Genomic DNA, 16,840 nt, shown 5'->3' with positions numbered 1-16,840 from the left:
TGTCAGTCCGTCGCATCCTTCCACAGCCAAGCCGCTCCGCGCACGCCGGAGGCGTCGCCGTAGCGGCTTTTCACGATGGGCGTCGTCACCACGTCCGAGATGACATGCGGGGCCGCCTCCTCGATGAGGCCCGGATAGACCTCGTCGATGGTCGAGAGGCCGCCGCCCAGCACGATCACGTCCGGATCGAGGATATTGATCACCGAGGCGAGGCTGCGGGCGAGCCGTTCGCGCCAGCGCGCGAAGGTCGCCCGCGCGACGGCATCCCCGGCCCGCATCGCCGCGACGATCGCCTCGCCGCTTAAGGTCTCGCCCGTGACCCGGGCGTGATCGGCGGTCAGCGCCGGTCCGGAGAGCCAGGCCTCAATGCAGCCGCGGCGGCCGCAATAGCAGGGCGGCCCCGGGTGCTCGTCCTCGCGCGGAGCGGGCAGGGGATTGTGGCCCCATTCCCCGGCGATGCGGTTGCGGCCGGAGAGCGCGCGGGCCTCGACGGCGATCCCTGAGCCGACGCCGGTGCCGAGGATCACCGCCCAGACGAGACTCGCTCCCGCCCCGGCGCCGTCGACCGCCTCAGAGACCGCGAGGCAATTGGCGTCGTTCTCGATCCGCACCGGGCGGCCGAGCCTCTGCTCCAGGTCGGACTTGAAGGGCCGGCCGATGAGCCAGGTGGAATTGGCGTTCTTGATGAGGCCGGTCGCGGGCGAGACCGCGCCCGGGATGCCGAGCCCGACCGTGCCGGTGCCGCCGGCCGCGGCTTCCAGCGCCGCGACGAGATCGGTCATTGCCCGCAGCGATCCCTCGTAATCGCCCCGTGGCGTGGGAGCGCGGCGCTCGGCCAGGACCCGGCCGTCCGGGCCAAGCGCGATGCCGGCGATCTTGGTGCCGCCGACATCGAGGCCGATCAGGAGGGGAGGGCGCGTGCTCAAGGCGTGATCGGCTCCGGCGTCTCGTCCGAGATCTCGGTCCCGATCGCCACCGGGTGGGCCATCACCTCGCGCAGCTTGACCGGATCGAGCTCGCCCTCCCAGCGGCTCACCACGATGGTGGCGACGCCGTTGCCCACCAGGTTGGTGAGCGCGCGGCATTCCGACATGAACTTGTCGACGCCGAGGATGAGCGCCATCGCGGCGACCGGGACGGGGTTGCCCGGGATCGCCGCGAGGGTCGCGGCGAGAGTCACGAAGCCGGCGCCGGTGACGCCGGAGGCGCCCTTCGAGGTCAGCATCGCCACCAGGATGATGGTGGCGTATTGGCCGAAGCTCAGATCCGCGCCGACCGCCTGTGCCAGGAACAGCGTCGCCAGCGTCATGTAGATGTTGGTGCCGTCGAGGTTGAACGAGTAGCCGGTCGGGATGACGAGGCCGACCACCGAGTCCGATGCGCCGAGCCGCTTCATCTTCTGCATCATGTGCGGCAGCACGCTCTCCGACGAGGAGGTGCCGAGCACGATGAGCAACTCATCCTTGATGTAGGCGAGGAACTTCAGGATCGAGAAGCCCGCGAAGCGCGCGATCAGGCCGAGCACCACCAGCACGAAGAACAGGCTCGTGAGATAGAAGGTGGCGACGAGGCCGGCGAGATTGCCGAGCTTGCCGATGCCGAACTGGCCGATGGTGAAGGCCATCGCCCCGAAGGCGCCGAGCGGCGCGAGCTTCACGATCATCCCGATGATGCGGAAAAAAATCTCGGCCGCGACGTCGATCGCGTGGGTGACGCCCTTGGCGCGCTCGCCGAGCCCCGTGACCACGACGCCGGTGAGGATGGCGATCAGCAGCACCTGCAGCAGGTCGCCGGTGGCGAGGGCGTCGAAGAAGCTTTTTGGGATGATCGCCATCAGGTGGCCGATGGTCGATTCGCCGGCTGCCTTCTGGGCATAGCCGGCCACCGCACTCGCATCGAGCTTGGCGGGGTCCGCCCCGAAGCCGGCGCCCGGCCGGATCAGCTCGCCGACGATCACCCCGACGAGGAGCGCGAGGGTCGACACGGCCTCGAAATACACCAGCGCCTTGAGGCCCACGCGGCCGACCTTCTTCAGGTCGCCGATCGACGCGATGCCGTGCACGATGGTGCAGAAGATGATGGGCGCGATCATCATCTTGATGAGCGCGATGAAGGCATCGCCGAGCGGCTTCATCGACTTGGCGGTGTCCGGGGCCAGATAGCCGAGCAGCACGCCGAGCGCGATCGCGATCAGCACCTGGATGTAGAGAACCCTGTACCAGGGGTGATGCGGCGCGGCGGGCGCGGTGGGCGCGGCGGCGGTTGGGGCGGCAGTAGGCTGCATCGGGCCTCTCTCCCTCAATGATCGTCCGACGGCGGTGTCGAGCGTCGGCGATATTTCTGTGAATTCAAAGACATGGCGCGCGTACCGGTGCCGGGGGCGACCCGCGCTGCGTCACGTGCGGCCACCGCAGGACCGGTGCGGACAGCCGAACCTGACGGAGTTCCGTCACGGGGCGATCAGCCTGCGTAATCGATCACACAACTTCCCCGCGGAAAAGCGCCGTGAGGGCAAAACGGTTGCGTCTTCTCCGGCCGCGCGGGCCCGGCGGTCGTTTCGAGCGGTCGTGCCACCCTGCAGGGAGCCTGCTCCCTGTCTTGAGCTAGGAGCCTGTCCGAGTAAGCGTCTCGACGGCGGGGCGCGGAGGTGATTCACTCGGCCCATGGCCAAGGTGTTTCGCTCCTGGGATGTCGATCAAGGCTGGCTGCTGCCGCCCTCGTTGCATGAGTTCGTGCCGCCCGGGCATATGGCGCATTTCGTGCGCGACACGGTGCGCGAGGCGCTCGATCTGTCAGCCATCCTCGACACCTATACCGAGGAGCGCGGCTATCCACCCTACCATCCCGGCATGATGGTGGCGCTCCTGCTCTACGGCTACAGCCGCGGCCTGTACTCCTCGCGCCAACTCGCCCGCGCCTGCGAGGAGCGGGTCGACGTTATGGCGGTGACCGGCCTGAACCGGCCCGACTTCCGCACCATCGCCGAGTTCCGCAAGCGTCATCTCGCGGCGCTGTCGGACCTGTTCGTGCAGGTGCTGCGGCTGTGCCAGGCGGCCGGGCTGGTGGGCTTTGCTCATGTGGCGGTGGACGGGACCAAGCTGAAGGCCAATGCCTCGCGCCACAAAGCGATGAGCTACGGCCGGATGAAGACGACCGAAGCGGCCTTGGCGGCCGAGGTCGAGGCGTGGCTTGCCCAAGCTGCCGAGATGGATGCCGCTGAGGACCGCGCGCACGGAATGGATCGGCGCGGCGACGAGACGCCGGACTGGATGGCCGACAAGCAGCGGCGGCTTGCTGCGATCCGCGCCGCCAAGGCCGCCCTGGAAGCCGAGGCCGCCGATCCGCCCGCCCCTGAGGACGAGAGCGGGCCGGGCGCCTCGTCGGGCATGCGTTGGCAGGGGCGGCCCCTGCGCGGCGAGGACGGCGGCCCACCCGACCGGGCACAGCGCAACTTCACCGAGCCGGACAGCCGGATCCTGCCCACCCGCGACGGGTTCGTGCAGGGCTACAATGGCCAGATCGCGGTCGATGCGGCGCATCAGGTGATCGTGGCGCAGCGGCTCGTGACCAACGCAGCCGACTATCGTGCCCTGGTGCCGCTGATCGACGACGTCTCTGCTCATCTCGGACGCAAGCCGCGCGAGGTCTCGGGCGATGCCGGTTTTGCCACCGAGGCGAACCTGACGGCGCTCCAGGCGCGTCGGATCCGGGGCTACCTGCCGCCCGGCCGAGCGCGTCACGGCGAGGCCCATGCGGCTGGACGGCGCAAGCTGACGAAGATGCCGCTGATGAGCGCGATGGCTCAGCGGCTGAAGCGGGCTGGGCGCCGGAGCCGCTACCGCCTGAGAAAGCAGGTGGTCGAGCCGGTCTTCGGGCAGATGAAGCAGGCCAGAGGTTTTCGGCAGTTCCTGCTGCGCGGTCTTGAGCAGGTCCGAGGCGAGTGGGCGATGATCTGCACCGCCCATAACCTCCTGAAGCTGGCGCAGGCCGCGCGCTAAGCCTGTGGCGCGGAATCCATCCGCCCAGATCTCAACCTCAATCCCAACGCATCAACCCGTTACTCGGACGGGCTCCTAGATAGAAACCGACCTGCGTGGCAGCCGCCCCGCTCCTCATGCTGAGCCAGCATCGATTGAGGGCCGGGGTTGGCTGCCCCCGGCGGGAGCGTTCGGACGGCATGGCTTGGCTTAAGGGGCGCGACGACACGGTCTCCGAACGGAGCGTTCGCGGACCGGATCACAGGATCACAGGGTCTCCGCCCCTTCGCACTCCCTCCTTCCCGGATATCCTTCCGCTGCCGCTGCATGCGCTCGGGACAGAGGGAGCGGGCGAGGTGACGCCGGGCGGGCCGATTGATGATCGTCGCTGGACGCGTCGGGCGGACTCGTCGCGTGATCCGTCAGGGGAGCCCGGCCGGTGGTGAACTGATCCGGCGCTGCGCGCTGCGGCCGAGCGCGTTCGCGGCTCTCCGGGTTCCGGCGCGCCGACCGGCGGCGCGCGGGAGACGATGATGCGGTATCGAGAGACCTCGCCGGCGCGCCGGTCAGGTCGGCTGCGTGCGCCGCGGGCGGACCGTCCAGCGCTCGAAGGCTGCGCCCTCCTCGCGTCCGCCCTCGCCCGGGACGGTGGCGCCGAGCGCCTGGGACAGGCTCTCGATGACGTCGTCGATGCGGGCGTCGCCGGGCTCCTCGCCGGCCTGGGTCTCCGGCTTGGACGCCGGCGCGGCCGCGGCCTCGCCGGGAGGCCGCGTGGCGAGCCGGCGCAGGGCGTTGGTCACCGTATTGGCATCGTCCGTGCGCGGTGCGCCGTAGCGTCCGAAGCCGTAGCGGTGCTCCACGAGATCGAGCACCGCGTCGAGCGCCGCGTTGCTGAGCGGGACCTCGCCCGGCTGCGGCGTCCCCTGCAGGGCGATGCTGGAGCCGAGATAGGCCGTATCCGCCGTCACCTCGGGGCCGAACCAGGCCGGTGGCGCGAAGCCGGAGGCCTCGTCGGCTTCCGCGAAGGCGACCGAGATGAGGTCGAGGGCGCCCGGGGTCGCGTAGCGGTCCACCAGCGCGTCGCGCCCGTTGCCGAGCGCGATGACGGTGCGGTCATAGGCGGCCTTGCCGGCGCAGACGTCGAGGAGCGCGTCCCCGTGGGCGCGCGGCACTTCCGTCCGCTCTTCGCCCGACACGCCGGCCTCGTCCGTCGTCATCAGCACCAGATGGCACTGCGTGCCATCGACGCGCACGAAGGAGGTGCGGCCCGCCTGGGGCTGGAAATAGCCCTCCGTGATGCGGGAAGCGCCGCGTTCCTTCCGGATCAGCCGGACCAGGGATGGCGCCACCAGGAAACGCCGCACGAGGGTCATGGCCGCAACTCCACTCCAATCGCGCCGGCGCGCCGGCACTCCCAGACTATGGTCCTACCCGAACCGGGCGTCCGGTCCAACCTCTACCATCGGGTCGGGGCCCCGGAAGCGTCCGGAGGGCCCGCCGAGGCGCGGCGAATCGCCGGCCGAAACGCCGGAGGCGATGCGGCATCGGGCCCGGAGCGAGCGTCGGTCGCGGCGCTCACGCGGCGCGGCTTGCGGCGATGAGCGCCTCGGCGGCCCGGGTCAGGCTGCGGGCCGGGCCGCCGGGCCCGAAGATCTGCCCGCTCGCGAAGGCTCCCTCGATCAGCAGGAGAAGGCCGTCGGCGAGTCCCTCCGGCTCGCGGGCGCCGAGGTCGCGGGCGATCTCCTCCAGGCGCGCCCGCAGGACCCGCTTGCTCGCGAGCGCCGCCCGGCGGGCCGGATGGTCCGGCTCGGGATGCTCGATCACCGCATTCGACAGGCCGCAGCCGCGGTAGCCCGGCCGGGAGGTGCGGTCGGTCAGATCCGCCAGGAAGGCCATCAGCCCGGCCCGCGCATCTCCGGGATGGGCCGAGAGCGCCGTCTCCAGACGGGCCTGGAAGGCGGCGGCGAAATCCTCCAGGCAGGCCACCGCGAGGGCGTCCTTCGAGGCGAAGCCGCGGTAGAGGCTCGGCTTCGTGACGCCTGCCCGCTCGACGATCTCCTCGACGCCCACGGCCCGGATGCCGCGACGGTAGAACAGATCGCGGGCCGCCGCCCGGATGCGGTCCCCGGCCCGCATGCGCGGGCCCTCCGCTCGGCTCGTCCCGACTGCCTCGCCCGCCATCCGTGCCCCTTGCCTTTCCGCGCAATGATGTTACTGACCGGTACGGAACATCCTATCACGGAATCGGGGGCTGTCCTACATGTCGAACGCCTTCGCCGCGGGGGGCGCGCCCCCGGCTTCGCGCCGGCCGTTCGGCCGGAACTATGCCTTCGTGGTGGTGGGCGTGGTCTTCCTGGCCCTGCTCGCGGCCGCCGGCCTGCGGGCAGCGCCGGGCGTGCTGATCCTGCCGCTGGAGCAGGCCTTCGGCTGGAGCCGCGCCACGATCTCGTTCTCGGCGGGCCTCGGCATCTTTCTGTACGGGCTGGTCGGGCCCTTCGCGGCGGCGCTGATGCAGAGCTTCGGCATCCGCCGGACCCTGCTCTGCGCGCTGGCGCTGATGGCCGCTTCGACGGGCCTTTCCGCATTCATGAGCGAGCCCTGGCACCTCGTCGCCACCTGGGGGCTGCTGTCGGGCCTCGGCAGCGGCTGCGTTGCCATCGTGCTCGGCGCGACCGTGGTGAACCGCTGGTTCGCCGCCCATCGCGGCCTCGTCATGGGCATCCTCACCGCGAGCACGGCGACCGGCACGCTGGTCTTCCTGCCCGGCCTCGCCGCCATCGCGGCGGCGGGCGGCTGGCAGCCGGTGGTGCTGACCGTGGCGGGCGTGATCGCGGCCCTGATCCCGCTGGTGACCTGGCTCCTGCCCGAGCGGCCCGCCGATATCGGCCTTCTGCCCTACGGGGCCGCGCCCGGCGCGGTAGTCGAGCCGCTGCGGCGCGCGAACCCCTTTCGCACCGCCATCGAGGGCCTCGTGCGGGCGAGCCGCAAGTCCGACTTCTGGCTCCTGTTCGGCACCTTCTACATCTGCGGGCTCACCACCAACGGGCTCGTGGGCACGCACATGATCTCCTTCTGCGCCGATATGGGCCTGCCGGAGGTGCGCGCGGCGGGGCTGCTCGCGCTGATGGGCATCTTCGACCTGATCGGCACCACCGGCTCCGGCTGGCTCACCGACCGGTACGACCCGCGCAAGCTGCTCTTCGTCTATTACGGCCTGCGCGGCCTGTCGCTGATGGCGCTGCCCTTCACGGACTTCTCGTTCTACAGCCTGTCGATCTTCGCGGTCTTCTACGGGCTCGACTGGATCGCGACGGTGCCGCCGACCGTTCGGCTGACGAACGAGGTCTTCGGCGAGCGCGACGCGCCGATCGTGTTCGGCTGGATCGCAGCCGGACATCAGGCGGGCGCCGCCACGGCGGCCTTCGGGGCCGGCCTATCGCGTGCCGTCGAGGGCCGCTACCTCGAAGCCTTCCTGGCCGCGGGGCTCACCGGGCTCGTCGCCGCGATGATGTCGCTGATGATCGGCCGCGCCGCCCGCCGGGCGGTGGCGACGGCTTGAGGTCAGGCGCGCGGCTCAAGCCTCAGGGGCTGTCCGGCGCGTCTGGAAGCGCCTGACAGACCTTGAGGCATCGATGTGTCGTCGTCCGGACAGAGAAAAGGTGTCCGGTTCTCCTGGACTTAAACCCTAGGCGGCGGAGGCGTGCTCCGGCTCCGCGACAAACAGATCCGCCTCCGCGAAGGGCAGGTCGATCACCACCTCGCCCGCCTCGTTGGTGACGACGAGGCTCGCCTCCATGAGCGTGTCGCGGGTCCGCGGCTCGCGCATCATCGCGGCGGCGATGGCCTGGGAGGCGTGCCAGGCCTGCTCGGCATCGGGGAGGGGCTCGCCGGCGAGATCGGCCACCAGGACCTCGCCGATCTGGGCATTGAAGTAGAAGCGCTGCATCGCTGAACCTCCGCATCGGGCCCGGCTTCGGACGGCCGCTCTTGGCGGATGACCACGCGCTCTCCCGTGAGGGGATCGAGAACGACCAAGCTCATCGGGTGCTCCTGGACAAGATCACCGCCGCCCTGGGCGATCTCGGCGGTGAGTTGTGGCGGAGATAAGGCAGAAATCGTCTGTTTAACAAAGGATAAGCCGGTCTTCACCGCCGAATGGCAGTGAAGACCGGCTCTCTGCTTGAATCGATGGCGCTGTTCAGTAGGTCGCGAAGATCTCGGCGACGGCCCGCGGATCCGACGTGACGGTGAGGGCGAGCGCGAGGAGGATGCGCGCCTTCTGCGGCGTGAGATTGTCGGCGCTGAGGATGCCGCGCTGGTGCAGGCGCGTCGTCAGAGGCACGATTCCGCTCCCGGCCCGGGTCGACTGCACGACCAGGATCCCCGCCTGCGCGGCCGTCTCGAGCGCGTCGGCCTCGGCCGGCGGCGTCATGCCGGGGGCGAGGCCCGCCGAGACGATGCCGCGGGCCCCTGCCGCCACGAAGGCCCGCACCGCGGTGCCATCCGCATCGGCGTAGCCGTAGGAGATGTCGACCCGCGGCAGCGCCGGCAGGGCACGGATGTCGAATTCGGTGTCCGGCGCATAGCGGCGCTCGCTGCGGCGGTAGTAGGTGACGGAGGGGCCGTCCACCTGCCCCAGGATGCCGAAATCCGCCGTGCGGAAGGTCTGCATCCGGGCGACCGACGTCTTGGTCACGTCGCGGGCGGCCTGGATCTCGTCGTTGAGGACGACGAGCACGCCCCGGCCGCGGGATTGCGGGGCGGCGGCGGTGCGGATCGCGTTGACGAGGTTGAGGGGCGCGTCGCTCGACAGGGCGCTGATCGGCCGCTGGGAGCCCACGAGCACCACCGGCACCTCGACCGTGAGGGTGAGGGAGAGCGCATAGGCGGTTTCCTCCAGAGTGGCGGTGCCGTGGCCGATGACGATGCCGGCGAGGTCGGGATGCGCCGCGACCTGCTGCTCGCAGAGCCGGACGAGGTCGCGCCACACGCCGAATCCGATGGCCGGACTTGTCACCGCCCGGAACCGGACCGGGATCACCTCCGCGACCGCGCGCGCTTCCGGCACGGCGTCGAGGATCGCATCCGCCTCGAGCCGCTTGTCGGTCGCCGTGTAGTCGAGGAGGTCGAGTCTGTCCCGGCCGATGGACGACATCGTCCCGCCCGTACCGATGAAAGCCACCTTCGGCCGCTGCGCCATTCCTGTGTCCTCCGGCTCGTCCGATGCGATCGGCGCGACAGAGGCGAGAATCGGGCCGCGACGCAAGGGCCGGAACGTCAGGGACGAATGTCCGGTCGGGCCCTCAAGAGAACCTGACCTGCGTGGCAGCCGCCCCAGGAGGGCGCGCTCAGTCAGCCGCGGTGTCATCCCTCAAGGTCGGCCCGGCCGGTGGTGAACTGATCGGGGTGGCGCGACAGCGATGACGAGGGGAGGCGTCCCGGGACGGTGGCGGCTTCCTGGCTGCTCGTGGGGCGCGCGACCGCCTATTGCAGCTCGACGGGGACGGCGCCCTGGAGCACATGCGGCGCCGGAATCGCGGCCGCGGGGAGGGCGGCGAGGTCGGCCGCAGGGAGAGGCGAGAGGCTCTGCCCGTAGCAGAGCCGGATGGCGTGCCAGAACGCGGCCTGCTCCTCTGCCAGATGGCGGCGAAGGCACAGCTTCAGCGCCTCCTCGCCGGCCCTGGCATAGGCTTCGACTTCGTCCGGCGTGAGGTAGGTGGCGTTCGGCATCCGCGTCCGCTCCTCTGTGGGACGCCGGACAACGCGCGAGGGCCGGAAATGTGCCGTCGCGCCCGCAGGGCCGGTCAGAGCCAGCGCTTGCGGCGCTTGAAGCTCTTCAGGTTCTTGAAGGTCTTGCGCTGGTCGCCGGCCCCGCCGAGATAGAATTCCTTCACGTCCTCGTTGGCGCGCAGCTCCTCGACCGTGCCGTCGAGCACGACCTTGCCCTGTTCCATGATGTAGCCGCGGTCGGCGACGGCGAGCGCCGCGCGGGCGTTCTGCTCCACGAGCAGGATGGTGACGCCGAGATCCCGGTTGATCTGCCGGATGATGGAAAAAACCTCTTTCACCAGGAGCGGCGAGAGGCCCATCGAGGGCTCGTCCATCAGGATCAGGCGGGGCCTGGCCATGAGCGCGCGGCCGATCGCCAGCATCTGCTGCTCGCCGCCCGACAGATAGCCCGCCGCGCCGGTGCGCTCCTTCAGCCGCGGGAAATAGGTGAGCACCCGCTCCAGGTCCTCCGCGACGGCGCGGTCGCGCCGCGAGAAGGCGCCGAGCCGCAGATTCTCCATCGGGGTCATGTCGGCGATGATCCGCCGGCCCTCCATCACCTGGAAGATGCCGCGGCGCACGATCAGGTCGGGCTCGATCCCGTCGATGCGCTCACCGTCGAACAGCACTTCGCCGCGGGTGACCTCGCCGTTCTCCGAGCGCAGGAGCCCCGAGATGGCCTTCAGCGTCGTCGACTTGCCCGCCCCGTTGGCCCCGAGCAGGGCCGTGATCGAGCCGGCCGGCACGTCGAGGCTGAGGCCCCGCAGCACCAGGATGACGTCGTCGTACACGACCTCGACGTTGCGCAGCGCCAGGAGCGGGGCGCTCGCCGCCTCCGCGGCGGGGCGCTCCAGGGTTGTGATCTGGGGCATGGGTGGCTCCACGATGGTGACGCACTGCACGGCTGCCGGATGTATCGCGGGGATCCCCTCTCCCGAGTGGGAGAGGGGATCCCCCCCGCGCGGCCCGCGCCTCGTCCGAGGATGGCGTCGTCGCCTACCAGCCGAGCCAGTCCGGCTTGCGGGGCAGTTCCACGGTCTTCACCGGCTCGAGCTTCACGGTCCCGGCCCGGATCAGGTCGGCGAGGGCGCCGTCGGTGGCGCCCGAGACCTTCGCCCGATAGATGTTCACCACCATCATCCCGCGGTGATCGGTCTCGGACCAGGTGGAGGGCACGCAGACGCCCTCCAGGCCGGCCGGCACCCAGTTCTTCTTCTGGTAGAAGCCCTTGCGGACGTTCGGGCCGCTGATGCCGCCATTGTCCTTGGCCCAGCCGATCGCCTCGCTCATGTAGAGCGCCGCGCAGACCCCCGCGAGATAATGCACCGGCCGGTAGGCCGTGCCCGCAGGATCCGATTCCTTCGAGATCTCCGCGATCGTCTTGAGGCCGGGCGCGCTGCCGCCCGTCACCGTGGCGGTGCGCACCGGGAAGACCACGCCGTTGGCGGCCTCGCCCGCGGCCTTGGCGGCGTTCTCGTCCATGCCCCAGACATTGCCCATGAACTGGATATCGGCGCCCACCGCCTTGCAGGACTTGAGCAGCGAGATGTTCGAGCCGCCGGTATTGCCAAGATAAGCGTAGTTCGCCCCGGCATTCTTCGCCGTCAGGCACTGGGCCGTGTAGTCGCCCGGCGCCAGGGCGAAGACGATGGCCGGCAGCACCTCGAAGCCGAGTTCCTTCGCCATCGCCTCGCCCGCCTCCTTGGGCGAGTTCGGGTAGGGGTGGTTGCCGCCCATATGGACGTATTTGGGCTTGCCGGCCTTGCCCTTGCTCTTCCAGTCCTCGGCCGCCCAGATCAGCATGGCGCGCAGCGCGTCCGAATAGGTCGGCCCGTAGAAGAAGTTGTAGGGCGCGGCCTTGGCCTTGCCGCTGGAGCCGGTCGGGTCGCTCACCTGCGCGGCGTAGGAGCCCGAGATGTAGGGGATCTCGTCCTTGGCGACGAAGGCCGAGAGCGCCTCGGTATCGGCGGTGCCCCAGCCCTGGATCGCCGCGACCCGGTCGCGCCCGCTCGTCCACTTCTTGTATTGGGCGACCGCGCGCGGGACTTGATAGCCGTAATCGACCGTCTCGACGGCGAGCTTCTGGCCGCCGACGCCGCCCTTGCGGTTGATCCAGGCGAGGGCATCCGCGACGCCCTGGGCATAGGGCACGCCGACATCCGAGGTGGCGCCGCTCTGGTCGGCAAGGTGGCCGATCGGCACGTCGGCGGCGCGGGCGGGCAGGCCGAGCGCGAGCCCGAGGGCGAGCGCGGGGACCAGGGTGATGGGACGAAGCATCCTCAGGGTTTCCTCCGGTGGGATCACGGCCGTTCGGCCTGTTCTGGTTCTCGTCGCATCAGTGCGAGAACGGGTAGAGTTTCCAGTACGCCTTGATCTGGCGCCAGCGATGGGCGAGGCCGTCCGGCTCGAAGATCAGGAACAGGACGATCACGAGGCCGATCGCCATCTCGCGCAGGAAGGAGAGGTTGTCCTTGAGGGCGAGCGCCCGGTCGAGGGCGGAGCCGCGCACCGCGTCGGTGATCCAGCCCATCGCTTCCGGCACCAGCACCATGAAGGCGGTGCCCATCAGGGTCCCCATGATCGAGCCGAGGCCCCCGATGATGATCATGCCGAGGAACTGGATCGACAGCAGGATCCCGAAGCCCTCGACCGAGACGAATTGCAGGTAATGGGCATAGAGCGCGCCGCCGACCCCGGCGAAGAAGGCCGAGAGCCCGAAGGACAGGGTGCGGTAGCGCGTGAGGTTGATCCCCATCATCTCGGCCGAGAGATAATGGTCGCGCACCGCCACCAGGGCGCGGCCGTCGCGGCTGTGCATCAGGTTGGAGGCGAGCACGAAGGTCAGCACCAGATAGGCGAGGACCACGTAGAAGTAGCGCTGGTCGGTGTCGAAGGCGAAGCCGAGGATCGAGAAGGCCTCGGCCGGCGTGCCGGCGACGCCGCCCGTGAACCAGTTCGCCCGGGCGAAGAAGTCCTGCAGGATGTACTGCGCGGCGAGCGTCGCGATGGCGAGGTAGAGGCCCTTGAGGCGGGCCGCCGGCAGGCCGAAGACGAGCCCGACCGCGGTGGTGACTATGCCTGAGAGCGGGATCGCGAAGAAGACCGGGATCGCGAGATTGTTCGACAGCCACGCGGAGGCGAAGGCGCCGAAGCCGAAGAAGGCGGCATGCCCGATCGAGATCTGCCCGGTGAAGCCGACCAGGATGTTGAGGCCGAGCGCCGCCACCGCGAAATAGCCGATCTGGATGAGCAGGCTCAGCCAGTAGCGGTCGAGGATCAGCGGCGCGAGGCAGAGGAGCGCGAGGCCGGCCCAGACCGCATAGCGGCTGCCCGCGGTCGGGAAGAGGGTGGTGTCGGCCGCGTAGCTGGTGCGGAAGTCGCCGGCCGGGATCAGGCTTTGGGTCGCCATCGTGTCCTCAGACGCGCTCGATGTCGCGGGTGCCGAACAGGCCGTAGGGTTTGATCATCAGGATCACGACCAGCACGTAGAAGGGCACGATCTCATAGAGGTTGCCCCAGTGCAGGTACTGCCCGTCGACATACTGGGCGATGTTTTCCAGGAGCCCGATGACGAGGCCGCCGATCACCGCGCCGACGACGGAATCGAGCCCGCCCAGGATGACCGCCGGGAAGACCTTGATGCCGTAGAGCGACAGGGCCGAGGACACCCCGTTGACGATGCCGACCACGATGCCGGCGACCGAGGACACCACCGCCGAGATCGCCCAGGCCATCGCGAAGACGTTGCGCACCGGGATGCCGAGCGACTGCGCCACCTGCTGGTCGAAGGCGGTGGCCCGCATGGCGAGGCCGTGCCGGGAGAAGCGGAAGAACCACGCGAAGGCCGCCATCATGGCGACCGAGATGCCGAGGCTCATCAGATAGACGGTCTGGATCTCCAGGCCGAGGATCGACACCGATTGCGTCGCGAAGATCGGCGGGAAGGGCTGGGCGAACACCCCGAACAGCCACTTGCACAGGGCCTGGAAGAAGATCGAGAGGCCGATCGTCACCATGATGACCGAGATGATCGGCTCGCCGATCAGCGGGCGCAGCACCACGACCTGCAGCGCGATGCCGAAGACCAGCATGAACGCGAAGGTGACGAGCATGCCGACGACGAACGGCAGCTGGTAGGTGGTCAGCAGCCACCAGCAGATCCAGGCGCCGATCAGCAGGAATTCGCCCTGCGCGAAGTTCACGACCTGGCTCGCCTTGTAGATCAGGACGAAGCTCATGGCGACGACGCCGTAGAGTGCGCCGACGATGAGCCCGTTCAGGACGAGTTGGACGAGGAGATGGGAGGTCATGGGCGGCGAAGCCTATTCGGCGGCGGCAAGGACCGGCACAGCCCGGCGCAGGTCGGTCACCGGCAGCGTGGTGCGGATGCGCTGCGTGCTGCCATCCTGGAAGCGGATCACGGTGTCGACCCGGTAGCTCGGCTGGCCCGCATAGATCGCCGCGATCAGGTCGGCGTATTTCTCGTTGATCACGCCGCGGCGGACCTTGCGGGTGCGCGTGAGCTCGCCGTCGTCGGCGTCGAGTTCCTTGTAGAGGAGCACGAATCTGGCGATGCGCTGCGTCTCCGGGAGGCTGGCGTTGACGCGCTCGACCTCCGCCTTGAGGAGCGCGATGACCTCGGGCTTGGCGGCGAGGTCGCTGTAGGTGGTGAAGGCGATGCGGTTCTTCTCCGCCCATTTCGCCACGACCGAGAAGCGGATGCAGATCACCGCCGCCAGATCGTCGCGCCCGGCCCCGAGGATCACGGCCTCCGCCACGTAGGGCGAGAACTTGAGCTTGTTCTCCAGGTATTGCGGCGAGAAGCGCTCGCCGCGGGCATTGAGCGCGAGATCCTTGACCCGGTCGATGACGACGAGCTCGCCCTTGGCGTCGAGATAGCCGGCATCGCCCGTGTGCATCCAGCCGTCGACCACGTCGCCCGTGCCCTCCGGCGCCTTGTAGTAGCCGAGGAACATGTTGTCGTGGCGGGCCCAGATCTCGCCGATGCCGTTGCGGTCCGGATCGACGATGCGCACCGTGATGCTGTCGTCGAAGGGCATGCCCACCGTGTCGAAATCGACCCTGTCGCCGCGGTGGAGCGTGTAGGCGCCCATGGCCTCGGTCTGCCCGTAGAGCTGGCGCAGCGGCACGCCGAGCGCCCGGAAGAACCGGAACGTGTCGGGGCCGAGGGCCGCGCCGCCGGTCGCCGCGGAGCGCAGGCGGGTGAAGCCGAGCCGGTCGCGGAGCGCCCGGAACAGGACGGCCTCGGCGACGGGCGAGCGCCGCCCGGCCTCGAGGGCCCGGAGGCCCCGCGCCATGCCGCGCTCGTACAGCCATCGCTTGAGGGGCGAGGCGTCCATCATCCGGGCGCGCACATCCGCCGCGATGGCCTCCCAGACCCGCGGGGCGAACAGCACGAAGGTCGGGGCGATCTCCCGGAAGTCGTGCATCAGGGTATCGGCTTCCTCGACGAAGTTCACCGTCATCCGCGAGAGCAGCGCCTGACCGAGCGCGTAGATCTGCTCCATGATCCAGGGCAGGGGGAGAACCGAGACGTAGTCGTCCTCCGGGCCCTTCGGGTCGGCAGCGAGATAGCTCGCGCAGTGGCGCAGCACCCGGCCTGCGCTCAGCATCGCGAGCTTCGGGCGCGCGGTCGTGCCCGAGGTGGTGCAGAGGATCGCCACCGCCTCGCCGTCCGTGGCCTCGACCAGCCGCTCGTAGAGGCCGGGCTCGGCCGCCTCCAGCGCCGCGCCGCGCCTGGCCAGCGCCTCGGCCGAGATCAGGCGGCGGTCGTCGTATTTCCGCATGCCGCGCGGGTCGGAATAGACGATGTGGCGCAGGCTCGGCACGCGGTCGGCGAGGCCGATGAGCTTGTCGACCTGCTCCTCGTCCTCGGCGAAGACCACGCGGGCCTCGCCGTAGTCGAGCAGATAGTGGACCTCGTCCTCCAGCGCGTCGCGGTAGAGGCCGAGCGTGAGGGCGCCGAGCGCGTGGGCGGCGATCTCGCCCGCCACCCAGTCCGGCCGGTTGTCGCCGATCAGCCCGACGACGTCGCCCTCGCCGATGCCGAGATCGCGCAGGCCCAGCGCGAAGGCGCGCACGCGGTCCTGATACTGGCTCCAGGTCGTCGGGCGCCACAGCCCGAGATCCTTCTCGCGCAGGGCGACCGCGTGCGGGTGTTCGCGGGCGTTGAGCGCCAGGAGCTTCGGGAAGGTGTCGGCCTTGGCCGCGCGGGCCGCGAAGTCGGTTCCCATCACGACACCGCCCGGATCGGAGCCTGCGCGTCCTCGGCCTCGTCCTCCTCGCCCAGATAGGCGCGGCGGACATGCGGATCGGCCAGCACCGCCTCGGGGCGCCCGAGCGCGATGCGGCGGCCGAAATCCAGCACCATGACCCGGTGCGAGATGTCCATGACCACGCCCATGTCGTGCTCGATCATCACCACCGTCATCCCGAACTCCTCGTTCAGGTCGACGATGTAGCGGGCCATGTCCTCCTTCTCCTCGAGGTTCATGCCGGCCATCGGCTCGTCGAGGAGGATCAGCCTGGGTTCCAGCGCCATGGCGCGGGCGAGCTCGACCCGCTTGCGCAACCCGTAGGACAGGGTGCCGGCCGTCGCCTTCCGGTAGGCCTGGAGGTCGAGGAAGTCGATGATCTCCTCCACGCGCCGCCGATGTGCGAGCTCCTCGCTCCGCACGCCCGGCAGCCAGTAGAGCGAGCCTGTCAGGAAGTTGTTGCGCAGGAGATGGTGGCGCCCGACCATGATGTTGTCGAGCACGCTCATGTGGTGGAAGAGCGCGAGGTTCTGGAAGGTGCGGCCGATGCCGAGCTTGGGCCGCGCATTCGGGGTCGCCCGGGTGATGTCGCGGCCCTGGAACAGGATCTGCCCCTCGGTCGGCCGGTAGCGGCCCGAGATGCAGTTCAGCATCGAGGTCTTGCCGGCGCCGTTGGGGCCGATGATCGAGAACAGCTCGCCTTGCTCGACGGTGAAGCCGACATCCGTCAGGGCCTTCACGCCGCCGAAGCGCAACGAGACATGGCGAACCTCAAGGGCCTCCGCCACCCGCACCTCCCTCGAGCCTGGCGGCCGCCCT

At 69.7% G+C, this 16,840-nt stretch carries 15 protein-coding genes; 2 read left to right on the top strand and 13 right to left on the bottom strand.

Annotated elements, in window-relative coordinates:
- Positions 1-2: 2 nt before the first annotated feature.
- Positions 3-926 carry an ROK family protein gene (locus MNOD_RS01530; RefSeq protein ID WP_015927065.1) on the bottom strand — a complete coding sequence of 308 codons (924 nt, stop codon included), beginning with the start codon at positions 924-926 and terminating at the stop codon, positions 3-5.
- On the bottom strand, positions 923-2,284 hold the full coding sequence (locus MNOD_RS01525; RefSeq protein ID WP_015927064.1) for a dicarboxylate/amino acid:cation symporter: 1,362 nt from the start codon (positions 2,282-2,284) through the stop codon (positions 923-925). Before MNOD_RS01525 ends, MNOD_RS01530 begins: the two co-directional genes overlap by 4 nt.
- 379 nt (positions 2,285-2,663) lie before the next feature.
- On the opposite strand from MNOD_RS01525, the gene MNOD_RS01520 reads away from it, so the two are divergent.
- A complete protein-coding gene (locus MNOD_RS01520) occupies positions 2,664-3,998 on the top strand; it encodes an IS1182-like element ISMno8 family transposase (protein ID WP_012631188.1) in 1,335 nt (444 codons plus the stop codon).
- Positions 3,999-4,543: 545 nt separating this feature from the next.
- Here the strand turns inward: MNOD_RS01520 and MNOD_RS01515 are convergent.
- Together MNOD_RS01515 and MNOD_RS01510 are read right to left on the bottom strand one after the other, a co-directional pair.
- The gene (locus MNOD_RS01515; RefSeq protein ID WP_015927063.1) at positions 4,544-5,350 is read right to left on the bottom strand and encodes a CYTH domain-containing protein; all 807 of its coding nucleotides are present in this window, start codon (positions 5,348-5,350) and stop codon (positions 4,544-4,546) included.
- A gap of 202 nt (positions 5,351-5,552) precedes the next feature.
- The gene (locus MNOD_RS01510) at positions 5,553-6,113 is read right to left on the bottom strand and encodes a TetR/AcrR family transcriptional regulator (protein ID WP_015927062.1); all 561 of its coding nucleotides are present in this window, start codon (positions 6,111-6,113) and stop codon (positions 5,553-5,555) included.
- Positions 6,114-6,237: 124 nt separating this feature from the next.
- Between MNOD_RS01510 and MNOD_RS01505 the strand changes: the two genes are divergently transcribed.
- The gene (locus MNOD_RS01505; RefSeq protein ID WP_015927061.1) at positions 6,238-7,536 is read left to right on the top strand and encodes an MFS transporter; all 1,299 of its coding nucleotides are present in this window, start codon (positions 6,238-6,240) and stop codon (positions 7,534-7,536) included.
- Positions 7,537-7,662: 126 nt separating this feature from the next.
- Here the strand turns inward: MNOD_RS01505 and MNOD_RS01500 are convergent, their stop codons facing one another.
- The 9 genes from MNOD_RS01500 to MNOD_RS01460 form a co-directional block, all read right to left on the bottom strand.
- Positions 7,663-7,923 (bottom strand): DUF6894 family protein, encoded by a 261-nt coding sequence (locus MNOD_RS01500; RefSeq protein WP_015927060.1) that lies wholly within the window; start codon positions 7,921-7,923, stop codon positions 7,663-7,665.
- A 252-nt stretch (positions 7,924-8,175) separates the two neighbouring features.
- Positions 8,176-9,177, bottom strand: coding sequence for an asparaginase (locus MNOD_RS01495; RefSeq protein ID WP_015927059.1), 1,002 nt, complete (start codon positions 9,175-9,177; stop codon positions 8,176-8,178).
- 284 nt (positions 9,178-9,461) lie between these two features.
- Positions 9,462-9,707, bottom strand: a complete 246-nt coding sequence (locus tag MNOD_RS01490) for a hypothetical protein (protein ID WP_015927058.1) — start codon at positions 9,705-9,707, stop codon at positions 9,462-9,464.
- Positions 9,708-9,781: 74 nt separating this feature from the next.
- Positions 9,782-10,618, bottom strand: a complete 837-nt coding sequence (locus MNOD_RS01485; protein ID WP_015927057.1) for an ABC transporter ATP-binding protein — start codon at positions 10,616-10,618, stop codon at positions 9,782-9,784.
- A gap of 124 nt (positions 10,619-10,742) precedes the next feature.
- Positions 10,743-12,023 carry an ABC transporter substrate-binding protein gene (locus tag MNOD_RS01480; protein ID WP_015927056.1) on the bottom strand — a complete coding sequence of 427 codons (1,281 nt, stop codon included), beginning with the start codon at positions 12,021-12,023 and terminating at the stop codon, positions 10,743-10,745.
- A 58-nt stretch (positions 12,024-12,081) separates the two neighbouring features.
- Entirely contained in the window at positions 12,082-13,155 is a 1,074-nt protein-coding gene (locus tag MNOD_RS01475; protein ID WP_015927055.1) for a branched-chain amino acid ABC transporter permease, read from the bottom strand.
- Between the two features lie 7 nt (positions 13,156-13,162).
- Positions 13,163-14,056, bottom strand: coding sequence for a branched-chain amino acid ABC transporter permease (locus tag MNOD_RS01470; RefSeq protein ID WP_015927054.1), 894 nt, complete (start codon positions 14,054-14,056; stop codon positions 13,163-13,165).
- 12 nt (positions 14,057-14,068) lie between these two features.
- A complete protein-coding gene (locus tag MNOD_RS01465) occupies positions 14,069-16,000 on the bottom strand; it encodes a long-chain fatty acid--CoA ligase (protein WP_015927053.1) in 1,932 nt (643 codons plus the stop codon).
- Entirely contained in the window at positions 16,000-16,809 is an 810-nt protein-coding gene (locus MNOD_RS01460) for an ABC transporter ATP-binding protein (RefSeq protein WP_015927052.1), read from the bottom strand. The genes MNOD_RS01465 and MNOD_RS01460 overlap by 1 nt, the downstream gene beginning before the upstream one ends.
- Positions 16,810-16,840 lie beyond the last annotated feature (31 nt).

It is taken from the genome of Methylobacterium nodulans ORS 2060 (assembly GCF_000022085.1).
Taxonomy (GTDB): Bacteria; Pseudomonadota; Alphaproteobacteria; order Rhizobiales; family Beijerinckiaceae; genus Methylobacterium; species Methylobacterium nodulans.
Note: the sequence above shows the minus strand (reverse complement) of the source record. Positions and strands in the feature narration are given on the sequence as shown.

Excerpts from the sequence above, each read along its gene's own strand:
- MNOD_RS01465 (WP_015927053.1), bottom strand. The coding sequence starts at position 16,000 with ATGGGAACCGACTTCGCGGCCCGCGCGGCCAAGGCCGACACCTTCCCG.
- MNOD_RS01520 (WP_012631188.1), top strand. The coding sequence starts at position 2,664 with ATGGCCAAGGTGTTTCGCTCCTGGGATGTCGATCAAGGCTGGCTGCTG.
- MNOD_RS01470 (WP_015927054.1), bottom strand. The coding sequence starts at position 14,056 with ATGACCTCCCATCTCCTCGTCCAACTCGTCCTGAACGGGCTCATCGTC.
- MNOD_RS01490 (WP_015927058.1), bottom strand. The coding sequence starts at position 9,707 with ATGCCGAACGCCACCTACCTCACGCCGGACGAAGTCGAAGCCTATGCC.
- MNOD_RS01500 (WP_015927060.1), bottom strand. The coding sequence starts at position 7,923 with ATGCAGCGCTTCTACTTCAATGCCCAGATCGGCGAGGTCCTGGTGGCC.
- MNOD_RS01485 (WP_015927057.1), bottom strand. The coding sequence starts at position 10,618 with ATGCCCCAGATCACAACCCTGGAGCGCCCCGCCGCGGAGGCGGCGAGC.
- MNOD_RS01515 (WP_015927063.1), bottom strand. The coding sequence starts at position 5,350 with ATGACCCTCGTGCGGCGTTTCCTGGTGGCGCCATCCCTGGTCCGGCTG.
- MNOD_RS01480 (WP_015927056.1), bottom strand. The coding sequence starts at position 12,023 with ATGCTTCGTCCCATCACCCTGGTCCCCGCGCTCGCCCTCGGGCTCGCG.
- MNOD_RS01510 (WP_015927062.1), bottom strand. The coding sequence starts at position 6,113 with ATGCGGGCCGGGGACCGCATCCGGGCGGCGGCCCGCGATCTGTTCTAC.
- MNOD_RS01525 (WP_015927064.1), bottom strand. The coding sequence starts at position 2,284 with ATGCAGCCTACTGCCGCCCCAACCGCCGCCGCGCCCACCGCGCCCGCC.
- MNOD_RS01505 (WP_015927061.1), top strand. The coding sequence starts at position 6,238 with ATGTCGAACGCCTTCGCCGCGGGGGGCGCGCCCCCGGCTTCGCGCCGG.
- MNOD_RS01495 (WP_015927059.1), bottom strand. The coding sequence starts at position 9,177 with ATGGCGCAGCGGCCGAAGGTGGCTTTCATCGGTACGGGCGGGACGATG.
- MNOD_RS01475 (WP_015927055.1), bottom strand. The coding sequence starts at position 13,155 with ATGGCGACCCAAAGCCTGATCCCGGCCGGCGACTTCCGCACCAGCTAC.